This is a genomic window from Sphingobacterium sp. InxBP1 (assembly GCF_026191775.1).
In the GTDB taxonomy this organism is placed as follows: Bacteria; Bacteroidota; Bacteroidia; order Sphingobacteriales; family Sphingobacteriaceae; genus Sphingobacterium; species Sphingobacterium thalpophilum.
This window is the reverse complement of the sequence record NZ_JAINDX010000042.1, coordinates 14,898-29,561: the sequence shown is the minus strand read 5'-3', so window position 1 is coordinate 29,561 and position 14,664 is coordinate 14,898. Positions and strand designations below refer to the sequence as shown.

The window sequence follows — 14,664 nt, the reverse complement described above, 5'->3', positions numbered from 1 at the left end:
ATGCTAACGGTTATACTATTAAGGCACGGCGAAACGGCCTATAACGCAAATGGAAATCAATATTGTGGGCGTACGGATATCGCGCTGAATGCTAGAGGGGTCGATCAGGCCAAGCGGATGCAGCAGCTTTTGAAAGAATATACTTTTGATGCCGTATTCTGTTCACCACTGATGCGCGCTCGTCAAACGGCTGAGATCGCATCAGGAGCGGTACATGCATTGCAGGTTGACAAGAGATTGATAGAAGTGGATTTTGGACGATGGGAAGGGAAGCGTGCGTCCGAATTCATTGCCGAGGATCCTCAGGCCTGGGACAATTGGCTGCGATCACCGGAGGATTATGCCGCGGGAACAATAGGGGAGACCGGGCGTCAGGTAATCGAGCGGGTCAACAGTTTTTATGAGGACGCGCTCGAACGCTACGACGGTAAAACTGTTTTGATCGTTGGTCATAATGGGATCAACCGGCTGTTTCTGGCTAATCAACTCGGGATGCCGCTGGCAAACTACCGACGTATTGTGCAGGAGAATTCCGCTCTGACTCTTTTTACTTTAGACAAAGCAGCTGGTTTCAGTTTATTAAAATTGAATGCCTGAGATTTAGATCGATCCGAATTGTTGTACAGTTAAAAATTAATAGCAAATGAAAAAAATAGGGTTATTTATGGGTTTGTTGGTTGGTGCGCTGGCAGTAGGGAGCTTGCAGGCGCAGGAGCTTCATAGGCTTGACTTTAAAACGAGTAAAGCCATGCGGGCTTATTTTCGCTATTCGCCCGGTAAAAAGATAATAAGCGGCCATCGAGGTACGATCGAAAATGGGCTGCCCGAAAATTCGATCGCAGCCTTTGAAGCAGTTTTGAAAAAAACGCCTGCTATATTCGAAATAGATCCGCGTTACACCAAAGACAGTGTGGCTGTCTTATTGCATGATGCAACCCTGGAACGGACCACCAATGGGGTTGGCAAGGTCGCTGATTATACTTGGGCCGAACTTCAGAAACTGAGGTTGCGGGACAAGACAGGTAAGGTAACTCCATATGGAATCAACACCCTTCAGGAAGTGATCGAATGGGCCAAAGGTAAGACGATTCTGAATCTCGATAAGAAAGACTTGCCTCTAGCTAAGACTGCCGAAATCATAAGACAAAATAATGCTTATGCCTGGGTCTGGGTGACGGTGCATAATGTCGACCAGGCAAAATACTACCTTGGTCAAAATAAAGATCAGTATTTGTCCATGCATATTAAAGACCGCGCTGCTTTAGATAAATGGGTAGGCTCCGGATTGCCCTATGACCGCATGATTGTTTATATCGGTTCGGAAATCGTACCCGGAAATCAAGAAATGTATCGTTTTTTTAACGCCAAAGGTGTGATGTGCATGATATCGAGCGCGCCCAGTTACGATAAACTGCAAGAAAAAGAGCAACGTTACGAGAAATATCGGGCTGTATTCGAGGATGGTGCCTCTATTTTAGAGTCTGATTTACCTATGGAAGTCAGTACAGCCATCCAGAAGAAATAATCCGGTGTTCGACAAAATGCGTTCGCTATGCATTTTGTCGAACACCGAATTTTCCGCACGATTTTTAATGAGCCTGTACTCAAAAATTATTCACAGTTTGCCTTATTAAAAACATCATTTTAAATAGCATATATCTACTCCTTAGTCAGATACAATTGAATAAAGCCATTTTTAAGTGTCTGGTTTTTAGGGGTAAATATGGAATTCAGCTGGCTGTTGTTTGCTAAAGTTGCTCCGGCTCCCGTGATTAAGGGATTGATATTGAAATAAATATCCGTAACCAGATCCTTGTCGATAAAAGCATTGAAAGTACCTGCCCCGCCTCCGACGGCTATTTCCTGTACACCTTTGGAGGACATATATTGAATAGCCTCTTCGGGGCTTGCCACGGTCTTGTAGCCTTCTGCCTTGTACGGACCAGCGGAAAGTATGATGATTTCTATCGCATTAAAAAGTGCTTTGACCTCTGATGGAAATTTCAGAAAATTTTCAAAGGTTTTTAATCCTATCACGACGTTGCCAACCTGCCTGACAAACTGTATATAAAATTCCATTGCTTCGGGAGGCAATTGATGATGCGGGTTGTCGGATAATAGGATCCTTCCATTTGCCGAGATATTTGCGATTACCGTTACTTTCATAATGAATTCTTTTAGATTTCTGACCACAAAACTATTGGATATTCGATTTATATTTGCTATTCATTACCTTTAGGAAAGTGACTATCTTTTATGGATGACATTAAAAACAACGTTGACAAAGAAACGATACTGGCACTCAAAGATGCCATTGAACTGTTGAGTGGCAAATGGAAATTTTGCATTCTGCATAATCTACAGAATCATGGTACAATGAGGTTTAAGGACTTACAGGAAACATCGCAAGGGATTTCTCCAAAGGTGTTGTCAAAGGAATTGCAGGAACTGGAAGAAAACCTGCTAATCACGCGGACAGTCAACAACACAAAACCAGTTACTGTGTCTTATACGCCTACCCAATATGCGCAGGAAGTGCAGCCCGTCATCCATGCTTTGTTGGATTTTGGGCTGAAGCATCGCAAGAAAATCAAAGGGAAGTACTGATATGTTCATCGTTGCAGCTATTCGGAACACCAGTGATAACAGGGGCCCAGATGGGCAAAATACTAATGTGAAGAAAAGTACTATTCTCATTTGAAGGAATAGCCTTTAACTCCATTCTCAAACTAGGGTACAGCCCATGTTAGCCCTTCTCGATCATCTCGCGCAATACACCATTTGTCGTGATCAACTTTGGCTATGTCCAGTCCTTCTGTTTTCTCAATGTAATAATCAAATACAGTTGTTCCATAACTTAGGGGGACAGACCATTCAAAAAAAGCGGTTTGTGGCACCTCCGGATCTGACGGGAAATCGACTACAATTTTCGTAATACATCACAGAATTTAGGAAAGTAACACCCTTGTCTCATTCATTTATATTGATTTAATCAGTGAATTTAATTACGCGAGTTAAACGAAAATATTTATATTAGCGAGACCTAAATAGATTGGGGTTGAAAAGTGTTATGAAAAGATTTTTTAAAAGAAAATTAAAGGCTTATAGCCTGACCGAGATTTTGGTGGTGATGGTGATTATTGGTATCCTGGTACTTCTTGCCTTGCCTAATTTAATGCCATTGATTACCAAAGCGAAAAGTACGGAAGCTAAAGTGCAACTTCAGCATCTGCAGACCTTGCAAAAGAATTATTTTTTCGAAAAATCGAAGTACAGTGGCAACTTGGAGGAACTCGGCTTTGTACAGGAAAAGTTAAGTACCGACGGAAAGGATGGTAAAGCTAATTACCGGATCGAAATTGTTCGGGCTGATCAGAACACGTTCTTGGGGCGTGCCACAGCGGTAGTCGATTTTGATGGTGATGGAACATTTAACGTCTGGGAGATCGACCAGGACAAAAATTTAAACGAGGTTACTCCGGATTAGATGTGGTGGAATATCGCCATCTGTGTAAGCTTGAGCCTGATAGCATTACAAGATTTTAAACAGCGGGCTGTAAACGTTACGTTATTTATTATTTTGGGAGCACTCTTGATAGCGTTGAATTTCTCTACAGGATTGTGGCAGATTGATTATATACAGATATTTGCGAATCTGCTATTTTTGCTACTTCAGTTGGGGGCAATCACACTGTATTTCCGGCTTAAGACAGGGACGTGGCAGCAAGTGATGGACCAGAAACTTGGTTGGGGAGATATAGCCTTTTTAGCCTGTTTAAGTTTATATTTGCCATTTCTGAGCTTTTTTGTATTCTATGCAAGCAGCCTTTTCATTGTGTTACCGCTCGCGCTGATCAAAAAAAAATGGCGGGATGCTGAAATCGGAATTCCTCTTGCAGGATGTCAAGCGCTCTTGTTTTTGGGCTATTTTATTGTCGAAAGAGCAGGATATATTAACTGGGAGCAGAGTTTTCAAAAACTGCTGCGGATCGGATGAGAAAAGTATAATTATTAACACTTATTGGAGTGGCAACAACAACAAATTTTTCGGCAGAAGTGCTACATGCGATTTCGAGGGATATTGCGTGGCACTATCGTATTGTTCCTTATGAACGAGAGGCCGACAAGATCTTTTTTTATGCGGACGAATCCGGTCACTTTGCAGATCTACAGAATGAACTGGCTATTCTTTTTGATGAGCAGATTATTCTGGAGGCGGCTTCCTCAGCACAAGTTGAAGAATGGCTGAACAAATATTATTTCGGCGAAAAATCAGGGGACGGTAAGGACGCTGTTAAAAATTTGGTGTTCAATGCCGATTTTTTGGACAACCTGATTTACGAAGCCAAACAGCTAAAGAGCAGTGACATTCATATCGAAACGTATGAAAACCGCTGCCGCGTGCGTATCCGTATCGACGGTATGATGGTGGAGCGTTATGTTCTACAACGGGAGGATTATCCGGCTCTGATTAATAAAATAAAGATTATGTCCAATCTTGATATCGCCGAGAAACGCTTGCCACAGGACGGACGGATCCACTACCGGCGTAATCAGGATCAGTTCGACATCCGGGTATCCGTGCTGCCCACCCTCCACGGTGAAAAAGTAGTGCTGCGGCTACTCAATAACAATGCGACCAATATCCAATTGGACAAATTGGGTATGTCGGAGCAGGATTATGAGAACTATCTCCATGGAGTGAAGAAGCCAAACGGTATACTGCTAATCAGTGGACCCACTGGTTCGGGTAAGACTACGACTTTATATGCAACACTTAAGCACCTCAACAAAACGACCAACAACATACTCACGATTGAGGATCCTATAGAATATACATTAGAAGGAATCAACCAAGTACAGCTCAGGGAGAATATCGGACTGACCTTTGGCGCAGCACTGCGTACCTTTTTGCGACAAGATCCGGATATTATCATGGTAGGGGAGATACGCGATCCGGACACCGCAAATATGGCGATCCGTGCGGCGCTCACAGGGCACCTAGTGCTGTCTACGATACATACCAATTCGGCATGGGGCACAGTATCTCGTCTAGTGGATATGGGGATACCTAATTTCTTGATTGCCAATACGCTCAATACCTCGGTAGCCCAGCGACTTGTCCGAACACTATGTCCAAGCTGCAAACGTGAGGAGCCGATGACCGAATCCCTGTATCCTAAGCAATTCAAGCCGTACTTTCCGGTAAGTCGTCATGCTGTTGCCGTTGGTTGCGCATCCTGCTACTTTACAGGGTTCAAGGGCCGAAAAGCGGTGTATGAAATCATTCCGATGGACCAAGGCCTAGTCGACGAAATAAAGAAAGGAAATATGAGAGTCGACGAACATTTAAAAGAACGGAGGATTAAAACCTTGGGAGAAAATGCCTTTGAGCTATTTGCTAATCAGGAAACAACGATCGAAGAGATTTACCCTCTACTATTTAATTATTGATTATTGATGATGAGATTAAAGATTTTATATGTAACCCTATTATATTTGTTCTGTGTGAACCTAATGACACGGGCTCAGGAAGCCGAGGATAATTATATGCGTGTGGAACAGCGGCTCAATGCCTTAGCTGGCACTGTTCCAGGGCTTGAAAAAAAAGTGAAGCTTTCTGTGTCAGGCGTAACAGCGCAAGAATTTTTAAGGGCGCTTGCGCAGTCCAATGATCTCAATATTAATGTTGATCCTACACTTAGCTTTTCGATTGTTAATAATTTTACTGGTGAGACCGCCAAAAACGTATTATTGTTCCTCGCCAAAACCTATGGGCTCGATATCGACGTGATCGGATCTATTATGACCATCAAGAAGTTGCCTCAACCTCAGCCCGTTCTTATTCCGAAGGATATTAATGTGCGATATAATGCTGCAAACGATGGGCTGAGTTACGAGCTTCAAAACGATTCGTTGGGGAGGGTAGCGCAAAAGATTAGTTCATTATCTGGCAAAAACTTAATTGTGCCCACCCCTTTACTTCAAAAGGCCGTAACTGGGTTTATGGCAGAGGCACCTTTTGAGACCGCGCTGGAGAAATTAGCTTACGTAAACGGGCTAAAGTATCGCAAAACGAATGATAACGTGTATGTGTTTGAATCGCTGATACCCGGTGAAGAACTATTTATCAACGACGACCGTCAGACAGATGTCCGTTTCCGCCCGAATAATGCGACCAATCCAGTGAATGGAATGGACGCCATGAATCAAGGTATGGGCGGTGGCCAGCCCGGTAATTATGCACTGTATGGCAAGACCGAGCAGGGTAGAGGAAAATTATTTACTATACAGGCGAGCAATACTCCGATTATCGAGCTGATCAAACGTGCTTCGGAAGAAGCCAGTGTCAACTATTTTATCTATAGCCAGATTGATGGTAATATCACGACCAATGTCAAAGATATATCGTTTGATCAGTTTCTGACTTCCATTTTTCAGGGCACGCCCTACACCTTCCGAATAGACAATGGAACGTATCTGATCGGTAACCGTCGGAATGAGGGTCTACGGGACAGCAAGATAGTACAGTTGCAGCATCGTTCTATTGATACCATTATGATGATGATCCCGATGGAATGGCGTAAAGATGTTGAGATCAAAGAATTTAAGGAACAAAATATGCTGTTGCTCTCGGGATCCGGTCCGCAGATCCGTGAGATAGAGACTTACGTGAAGCAGTTGGACAAACTCGTGCCAATGGTATTGATTGAGGTGACTCTTCTTGATATACAGAAAGGCAATACACTAAAGACGGGCATTAAGATGGGGGTGGCCGATTCTATTCCTAAAACCGGGGGCAGCTTATCTGATGGTTTTACATTTGGCGCCGGATCTATCAACCGGTTTCTCTCACAGCTCGGCAAAAATAGTTCTTTCAACCTGGGCCGCGTGACTCCCAATTTTTACGTCCGTCTGCAGGCACTGGAAGAAAATAAAAATGTCGAATTGAGATCTGTGCCTAAGCTCTCCACTCTAAATGGGCATAAAGCAACTTTAAGTATTGGAAGTAAGCGATACTATAAAATTGAAACCCAAAATGTCTATCCGGGGCTTACCAATACGAATGTGTTTACCACCCAATATCAGGATGTCAGTGCTGACCTCAAGATAGATGTCACTCCAGTTGTCTCAGGGGATGACCAAATAACAATGAAGATTGTAGTCAACATCTCTGATTTTATTGGGACGGTGGCCAAAAACGAACCTCCTCCAACATCAAATAGCAGGTTTGAATCAATTATTCGTGCCCGTAATGAGGACATGATAGTGTTGGGTGGTATCGAACGTACCGAAAATAGCAATAGTGGTAGAGGTATCCCTATACTATCACGTATACCAGTATTAAAGTGGCTGTTCAGCAGCCGGGAGAAAAGTACGCAGAAAGTGGTATCTGTAGTATTTATCAAACCGACCATATTGTATTAAGCTATGTTGGCGTGGATCAAGGAAAAATATCGATTGCACAGCTGTATAGGCATCTCACTGCGTCAGGAAGGGGAGGCCTTATCTTTTCGTTGTTGTAAGGTTCGTCTAGACAAGCAGCAGTTAGAAATTGAGGAGACCTGGGAGGTTGCTGATTGGGAATTGTTGTCCAATAGTAAGAATCAAATGATTCCCGTAGCGTTGCATCTCGAATCCAGGCAGATTCTAATCAAAGAAAGTACCACTCTTTTTCAAGATCAAGATCAGCTCCGGACGATTTTTCCCAGTTATGACGCTGCACGATTTTATTCTGTACAGTTTCGAGGAGATACGACAAATTGGATTGCCTTTGTACGTAAGGATTTCGTTTCGGATATATTGGACCGACTTGACACTGCAGGATATCAAGTTATTAAACTATTTATCGGGCCGTTTCTGCTGGACAATATTCTTGAACAACTCAATAGCTACAGTAATGAATATTATTTTGATCGACATGCCATCCACATCAACGCCGAAAGCAGACAATGGCAGCGGTATCAGTGGGCCAATAGCTTTGAAAGCCGTTTCGCCCTAAAGATCGGTGACCATCCGATCAAGCCGCAGTTTGTAACTGCTTATGCAGCGGCGTTTTCGACACTCATGGCCGATTATATTGGCGACTTATCTCTTGCTGTTCCAAAAGTGGAAGAGCAGCGGCAGTTATGGCTAGAAAAACAGAAATTTAAAAACAACCTGGCATTACTAACCGGGGCGCTTTTTCTATTGCTCCTGATCAATACATTTCTATTTAGCCATTACTATCAGGAGAATCAGGATTTGGAAAGTCGGGTAAGTACACAACAGAGCACGCAAAAAGATCTAGGAAAACTGGAAGCGGAAATAAAACAGAACGAACAGCTGTTGTCGCAGCTAGGCTGGAACGGCGGCGTATCAAAGGCCTGGCTATTGGATCAAATTGCTTACACGATCCGGCAATACACCCAGATTACCCTATCACAGGTTCAGATCAATCCGCAGACAAAAGCGCTGGGCAACGCGGTACTGCAACAGCCCGATCAGATCGTCGTTAAGGGAAACAGCCCCACTTTAGAAATGCTCAATTTATGGTTGCGGGAACTAAAAAATAATCCTTGGATTACCAAGGTCAGTATAGAGGAATATGGTAACAAGCAGCACGACGATACGCTTGACGCTTTTACCATCAAAATAAATTACAATGATCAAGTGGAGGGAAATTGATTACAAAAGGCGGAATAAGCTTTTGTTTGTTGGTGCCGGTATCTTGTTAGTGCTGGCTTGGTTTCTGGCTTTCCAAAAAACATATCAGGCCTACCGCGAAAACAACAGGTTGCATCAGCTGATTGGCAGGGATATCAGTAATAGTACACAATATGATTTCGAGCGCCGTAGCAAAGTGCTGGATAGTTTGAGTAACGTATACCAGACGGACTCTGCGGTTTGGAGTGACAATTTCCTGTCCGAAGCCAGCAGGGCGGTCAATTCGCCGCAAATTCAAGTGTATTTTAATAATGCTGTTAGAAATACAATGCAGGCCGATACCGTATCAGTCAAATCCAAGAGCTTGATTGTCAAGGGTGATTACCGGGCTATCGTGTCATCTGTTGCAGAACTTGAAAAGATTAACACATTGGGATATCTCAGTACTGTTACATTGAAGATGGATAATAGACGGACCTCGACCAACGAGCGGAAAGTTATTGAAGGGGAGGTAGGATTTAAGGTGAAAATTGAAGGATACAGATAATAACGTATCAATTTACTTAAATATATAAATTATGAAAGCCATATTTCATTACGCTATTAGGAGGAACGTCTTATTGCTTTTGGTTGTTTTGTTGCATTCCTTACATCTTCTTGGGCAAACGCCCGTTACTGCTAAAGTCGACGCGCCTGGATGGAAGCGCGTTGCCTACGTCAGTAGTGCTTCCGGCCGAGGTTTCGGTAAGGTCACCCTATTTACTTCTGGAGGTGCTACCACGCCCAATTATCTGGATATCGAATGGTTTAAAGATTGGCAGTATGTTGGCGGTCTCTCCCTCAAGACGAATAGTAATGCGGGCTATTGGAATGGAGCACGGATCACTTACGATCAAGACACCGCGTTTATTGAAGTTAACTTTACAGTAGCTATCGCTAGTCTTCAGACGTTCAGCGACACTTACGGCTGGAATGCAGCTAAACTATTTAGCGGTGTGTTGCCTGATGGTGGCGGCACGGTTAGAGCTGAGGCAAAAGGTGGAAGGTTCAATGTGGGTGATTATTTCTATGTTGCGCATAACGGTCGTGTCGGCGTCGGAACAACCGTTCCCAAAGAAACCTTATCTGTCAACGGCAAAATCCGTGCTCATGAAATCAAAGTGGAGACCTCTAACTGGCCAGACTATGTTTTTAAAAAGGATTACAATCTAATGCCTTTAGATAGTTTAGAACAATTTATCACAACCTATGGACACTTACCCGATATACCATCCGCGAAAGAAGTGTCGGTCAATGGTATACAGCTGGGTGAGATGGTAAATAAGTTGCTTAAGAAAAACGAAGAGCTCACGCTGCATCTGATTGAAAAGGATAAACAAATACAAAGCCAAGCAAAACGGCTCGAAAATCTGGAGAATTTGGTAAGACATCTGGTAAAAGAATAAGATTAGGAAAACCTTTAAAACCGATATGATGAAAAAATCGAAATTAACAAAATGGGCGATAGTCGTTCTATTTGCAGCTCCATGCTTGGCAACTGCACAGACGTCCCTTTTGCCGGTGCAAAATTATTCTTGGCAAATCACCCAAGCTCCCAGAGAATTTAATGGTAAATTACAAATCGGCTTCGTAAGCGGCGGCCAAGGCTTCCCTAATTACGGCACTGTGTTGACAGGTGGTGGCTATAATAATACACAAGATGGAGGCGCCTTCCAATTGTATTTCCCATACTCCAACTTATATGGCGGCAATGTTCCAAGGATACGTTTGGGAAGCTATAACAATGTAGGCTGGTCAGATTGGCAAGTACTCTACACTGGTGCTAATGCGAATCATGAGACAGCGGATTGGACCGCACGCAAGATGTATGTTGTAGATAGATTGGGGATTGGAACAAACGATCCGAAAGAAGCCCTATCCGTCAATGGTAAAATCCTAGCCCAAGAAATAAAAGTAAAGACCGATATTTCTGTACCAGACTACGTATTTGATCCAGAATACAAGCTGCCTACCTTGGCTAGTGTAGAGTATTATGTGAAGAAACATCGTCATCTTCCGGAAATACCTTCGGCTGCCACGATTCAGAAAGAAGGAGTAAACTTAACAGAGATGAACTTTGCGCTTTTAAAGAAGATCGAAGAATTAACGTTGCATCTGATTGAAAAGGACAAAAAAATCGTACAGCAAGAAAAAACCTTGGAAGCTGTTCTCGAGCGTCTTGAGAAGTTGGAAAGAAAGTAATAATCTGTTGGTGTCATGTGTCTTAACCAATCTAACCATACTAATTATGAGAAGTAAAAATCACAAATTTAAACAGTGGAAAGATACTGCGAGCGTTTTAAAAGTAATATTATTCTTTATCAGCGTTATCGCTTTATTTTCTATGCAGAGGGCTCAAGCGCAAGTGCTTCTAGATATCGCGCGTTACCATACTTCCACCACGCCAGTCAACGGATTAAAAATAAAGACGAACATTCCTTTCTCTTCAGGAGCCGACATGGTTTCTTTAGAGATCAAAGGGTATAGTTACGGGCTTTCTTCAACGTTGGATCTGCACCTTTGTTTTTATATTTATAACAATGCAAACGGACCTTATGTTCACTTGCCGAATATATCTTCCTCTGGCGCACATACGCCGACAATTAAAATTGGGAATGAAAACAATCTTGTTGTCATTTATTTTACAGACAAGGTATACCATCAAAAAATATACATAAATGCACATTCAGGCCTCAATAAACCCACTTATTATCAAGGATGGACTATTGTTGACGAGGCCTTTACCGGAACGATGGTGGCAGAAGCGAGCTATAAAAATGGTTTTAAAGGCGAAATAACATTTCCTGAAGGGAAGTGGACTTCCCAAGGATATCTGGGTATCGGTACGGCTACCCCGAAAGAGCGTCTTTCAGTACACGGAAATATTCGTGCTCAGGAAATCAAAGTGGAGACCGCGAACTGGCCTGACTATGTGTTTTCTGAAGATTATCAATTGCCCAGCTTGAAGGAGACCGCCCAATTTATTCAGGAGAACAAGCATCTTCCGGGGGTGCCTAAAGCGGAGGAGATTCAAGAAAATGGGCTTTCCCTTGGTGAGATGAACAAGATTCTGCTGCAAAAGATTGAAGAATTGACGCTTCATATGATTGATAAGGATAAACGCATCGAAGCATTGGAAAAAAGGTTGAACATTAAAGAACAGTAAAAATGGATCTGATGATAAAAAAGATAATTGTTTCCAGTGGGGTCATGTTTGCAAGTTTATGCTCCATTGCTCAGACCTACACCGGTACATTTCGTACTGTCGCTGGCAATACCACTTATCACCAATTCAATAGAAATGGTGGCGGAGCTGCGGTTTATATAAATCAGGAAGTCACTGGACAACCTATTTTGCGTTTATCAAGCGGTACAGCGACGGCCAATGCGAATGTAGTCTTTACAGTTGAGAATGACGGTAGTGTGGGAATTGGCACCAATACCCCGAAAGCAAAACTTGCGGTCAATGGGAACATTCTTGCAAAGGAGATAAAGATAAAAACGGATATTTCGGTACCGGATTACGTTTTCGATCCAGATTATCAATTACCGACATTGCCCAGTATTGAAAACTATGTGAAAACACATAGGCATTTGCCTGAAGTTCCTTCAGCGGCGGAGATAGCAAAAGAAGGAGTAGATTTGACAGAAATGAATTTGCTACTCCTCAAAAAAATCGAGGAACTCACCTTACACCTGATTGCGAAGGAAAAGGAGATAGATGTGCTGAAGACCAGTCAAAAGGAAAGCTTCAAAGAATTTTCGGACCGTCTGAAAAGGTTGGAAAACGGAAGAAGGTAAACTGTTTATTTCCAATTGTATAGCATTAGAGCCGATAGACCAAATCGGCTCTAATCTTTTAGAGAATAATAAGCGGCGGTTAATTTTTACCTAATTTCAAGGCGGCGACTTCGTCTTTGAGTGCCTTGATTTCCTTATTCTGCTGAATGAGGTATAAAGTCATCTCTTCCACCTTTTGGAGCAGTTGGCGATTTAGTTCCCCCAAAGCGACACCGTTTTCTTGAACTGCTTGAGCAGGGGCTATATTTGGAAGATGCTTATTGTTTTTGACGAAGTGCTCAAGCTCATCCAAAGGCATCAGGGGGTGGTCTTCTTCAAATACATAATCAGGCCAAGGGGAGGCTTCCACCTTAATCTCTTGGGCTCTGATTTTGCCATTGACCGACAACCGTTCGGTTGGTTTTGCTGTACCGATACCAATATATCCGTTTGCCGTTGCTTTAATGGCAACATTGCCTTCCGGCGACGTGAAACTATTGCCTACAATAAGATCCCAGTCATAGGTCATTGGAAGCATTTTTACCTCATTGGTTTCATTTCCGGAGATAGGCGTTGTATACTTAACGAATCCCGTATTGAAATTAATAGAACGAATTTTTACAAGTACGTTTAATTCGGTACTTATGCCCAGCGTATTTATAGCCCTTATTCTAAAAGCCTTTGTATTGGGGTTGTGATCAACGGTGAAGTTGACACCACCAACAGTATATACATTGTTGTTTACGCGCCCTGCTTCTTGCCATCGCGAAGTGTTTGCATGTGTGGATGACGCGATGTGAGTGGCTGCTGCCGCGATATTACCGCGTGTGTAGGCAATCGATATTTCATAGTATCCTGAAGCGCCAGCAGCTGTAGGTTTGGCAGTTGCAAATTCGATAAAGTCCCCTAACTTAAAATCAGCAGGAAAGGTAACTGTGGTCTCGAAATAATCGTTTGTATTCTGCGCCTTTGTGGTATGGCCGTACCCTAACCAGCACATAGCCAAAAATAAAATCAACTTTTTCATAAAATAATAAATATGATTAAAAACTATTGCTCATCTGGAACATGGGTAAGTACATGGCGATAAGGATCAATCCAACGACCAACCCCAGAAATATGATGATAAAGGGTTCCATTAAGCTGGAAAGGGTAGAAGTCTTATATTCAACTTCTTCTGTAAGCTGCGTGGCGATCTTTTCGAAGAAAAAATCAAGGCGGTTCACTTCCTCACCCACCCGGATCAGTTGCACAGTTTTGGCCGGATAGAATGCATATTTTGACAGCGCTGCATGCAGCGATTCGCCCTGAAGGATTTCTTTTTCAGCACCTTCTAAGGAATTGGCAATCGGATAAAAATCCGTCATCTGCTGTACCAGTTTAATAGACTGCAGCAGTGGCGTATTGGTACTGACCAGCAAGCGCATGGTGTTGGCGAAGCGCGCGAGATGCACCTTGCGAATGATATCCCCAAAAAGTGGAAGTTTCAGCAGGATCATGGAGGACCATTTGCGCCACCAGAGCTGCTTTCGGTTCACGCGGATAAAAACAATGAACCCCAATAGGGCCAAAACACCCCACCAGAATGTTTTGTCCATAAACTGCGAAACTTTTAATATAAATGCCGTAATCGCCGGAAGCTCACCTCCAAATCGTGTGAAAATATCGGAGAACATCGGCACGACAAACTTGAGCATGAATAAAACTGCACCTACCGAAGTGCTCAATACGATGACAGGGTAGGTTAGGGCATAGATAATCTTGCGGCGCTGGCTGATCTTACTCTTATAAAACTGAGCCAGCTCCTTCATCACTTCTCCAAGTTTACCTGTTTCCTCACCAATACGCAGGCTAAAGAATTCGTAATTACTGAATCTGTCACTTTTCTGGATCGCAGCCGAAAGACTGTCACCCACCAGCACATTAGCCTTGATCTCCTGAAAGAGCTTATTGTCCTTGCTGTTTTTCTGATCCAGCAGCACGAGCTCAAAAGCAGTCTTTAGGTCGACTCCCGACAATAACAGTGTGCTGAATTCCACATAGAACTCCTCCTTCTTCTTATCCGAAAGCTGTGTGTTTCCGAAGCTGATATCCCTATTCAGAAAAGCCATTAGGCCTCCGTTCTCCGTTTGCTTTTGCCTCGGAACAGAAACTTCTGGTTTCTTTTTGTATTTTGATATATCGATTGGTGGCATATTC

At 43.0% G+C, this 14,664-nt stretch carries 16 protein-coding genes; 13 read left to right on the top strand and 3 right to left on the bottom strand.

Going from position 1 to position 14,664, the window contains the following annotated elements:
* Window positions 1–597, top strand: a complete 597-nt coding sequence (locus K7A41_RS07830) for a histidine phosphatase family protein (RefSeq protein WP_265713261.1) — start codon at window positions 1–3, stop codon at window positions 595–597.
* Between the two features lie 46 nt (window positions 598–643).
* Window positions 644–1,525 (top strand): glycerophosphodiester phosphodiesterase family protein, encoded by an 882-nt coding sequence (locus K7A41_RS07825; RefSeq protein WP_265713259.1) that lies wholly within the window; start codon window positions 644–646, stop codon window positions 1,523–1,525.
* Between the two features lie 134 nt (window positions 1,526–1,659).
* Here K7A41_RS07825 and K7A41_RS07820 read toward each other — a convergent pair whose 3' ends face one another.
* Window positions 1,660–2,166 (bottom strand): dihydrofolate reductase family protein, encoded by a 507-nt coding sequence (locus K7A41_RS07820; RefSeq protein ID WP_265713258.1) that lies wholly within the window; start codon window positions 2,164–2,166, stop codon window positions 1,660–1,662.
* 90 nt (window positions 2,167–2,256) lie between these two features.
* Here K7A41_RS07820 and K7A41_RS07815 point away from each other — a divergent pair, with 90 nt between their 5' ends.
* The 11 genes from K7A41_RS07815 (at window position 2,257) to K7A41_RS07765 (ending at window position 12,486) form a co-directional block, all read left to right on the top strand.
* Complete coding sequence (locus tag K7A41_RS07815) at window positions 2,257–2,607, top strand: winged helix-turn-helix transcriptional regulator (RefSeq protein ID WP_265713257.1); 351 nt, start codon at window positions 2,257–2,259, stop codon at window positions 2,605–2,607.
* A 463-nt stretch (window positions 2,608–3,070) separates the two neighbouring features.
* Complete coding sequence (locus tag K7A41_RS07810; RefSeq protein ID WP_265713256.1) at window positions 3,071–3,487, top strand: type IV pilin protein; 417 nt, start codon at window positions 3,071–3,073, stop codon at window positions 3,485–3,487.
* Entirely contained in the window at window positions 3,488–3,997 is a 510-nt protein-coding gene (locus tag K7A41_RS07805; protein WP_265713255.1) for a hypothetical protein, read from the top strand.
* Between the two features lie 29 nt (window positions 3,998–4,026).
* Complete coding sequence (locus K7A41_RS07800; RefSeq protein ID WP_265713254.1) at window positions 4,027–5,454, top strand: GspE/PulE family protein; 1,428 nt, start codon at window positions 4,027–4,029, stop codon at window positions 5,452–5,454.
* Window positions 5,455–5,460: 6 nt separating this feature from the next.
* Complete coding sequence (locus tag K7A41_RS07795) at window positions 5,461–7,428, top strand: secretin and TonB N-terminal domain-containing protein (protein ID WP_265713253.1); 1,968 nt, start codon at window positions 5,461–5,463, stop codon at window positions 7,426–7,428.
* A 3-nt stretch (window positions 7,429–7,431) separates the two neighbouring features.
* Window positions 7,432–8,667, top strand: coding sequence for a hypothetical protein (locus tag K7A41_RS07790; RefSeq protein ID WP_265713252.1), 1,236 nt, complete (start codon window positions 7,432–7,434; stop codon window positions 8,665–8,667).
* On the top strand, window positions 8,645–9,193 hold the full coding sequence (locus K7A41_RS07785; RefSeq protein WP_265713251.1) for a hypothetical protein: 549 nt from the start codon (window positions 8,645–8,647) through the stop codon (window positions 9,191–9,193). The genes K7A41_RS07790 and K7A41_RS07785 overlap by 23 nt, the downstream gene beginning before the upstream one ends.
* Before the next feature lie 31 nt (window positions 9,194–9,224).
* Window positions 9,225–10,091, top strand: a complete 867-nt coding sequence (locus tag K7A41_RS07780) for a hypothetical protein (protein ID WP_265713250.1) — start codon at window positions 9,225–9,227, stop codon at window positions 10,089–10,091.
* A gap of 25 nt (window positions 10,092–10,116) precedes the next feature.
* Window positions 10,117–10,887: a hypothetical protein gene (locus K7A41_RS07775; RefSeq protein WP_265713249.1), complete on the top strand. Its 771-nt coding sequence runs from the start codon at window positions 10,117–10,119 to the stop codon at window positions 10,885–10,887.
* Window positions 10,888–10,933: 46 nt separating this feature from the next.
* Window positions 10,934–11,851, top strand: coding sequence for a hypothetical protein (locus tag K7A41_RS07770; RefSeq protein ID WP_265713248.1), 918 nt, complete (start codon window positions 10,934–10,936; stop codon window positions 11,849–11,851).
* A gap of 11 nt (window positions 11,852–11,862) precedes the next feature.
* Window positions 11,863–12,486, top strand: a complete 624-nt coding sequence (locus K7A41_RS07765; protein WP_265713246.1) for a hypothetical protein — start codon at window positions 11,863–11,865, stop codon at window positions 12,484–12,486.
* Window positions 12,487–12,565: 79 nt separating this feature from the next.
* Here the strand turns inward: K7A41_RS07765 and K7A41_RS07760 are convergent, their stop codons facing one another.
* Window positions 12,566–13,492, bottom strand: coding sequence for a hypothetical protein (locus K7A41_RS07760; protein ID WP_265713245.1), 927 nt, complete (start codon window positions 13,490–13,492; stop codon window positions 12,566–12,568).
* Window positions 13,493–13,508: 16 nt separating this feature from the next.
* Complete coding sequence (locus tag K7A41_RS07755) at window positions 13,509–14,660, bottom strand: type II secretion system F family protein (RefSeq protein ID WP_265713244.1); 1,152 nt, start codon at window positions 14,658–14,660, stop codon at window positions 13,509–13,511.
* Window positions 14,661–14,664 lie beyond the last annotated feature (4 nt).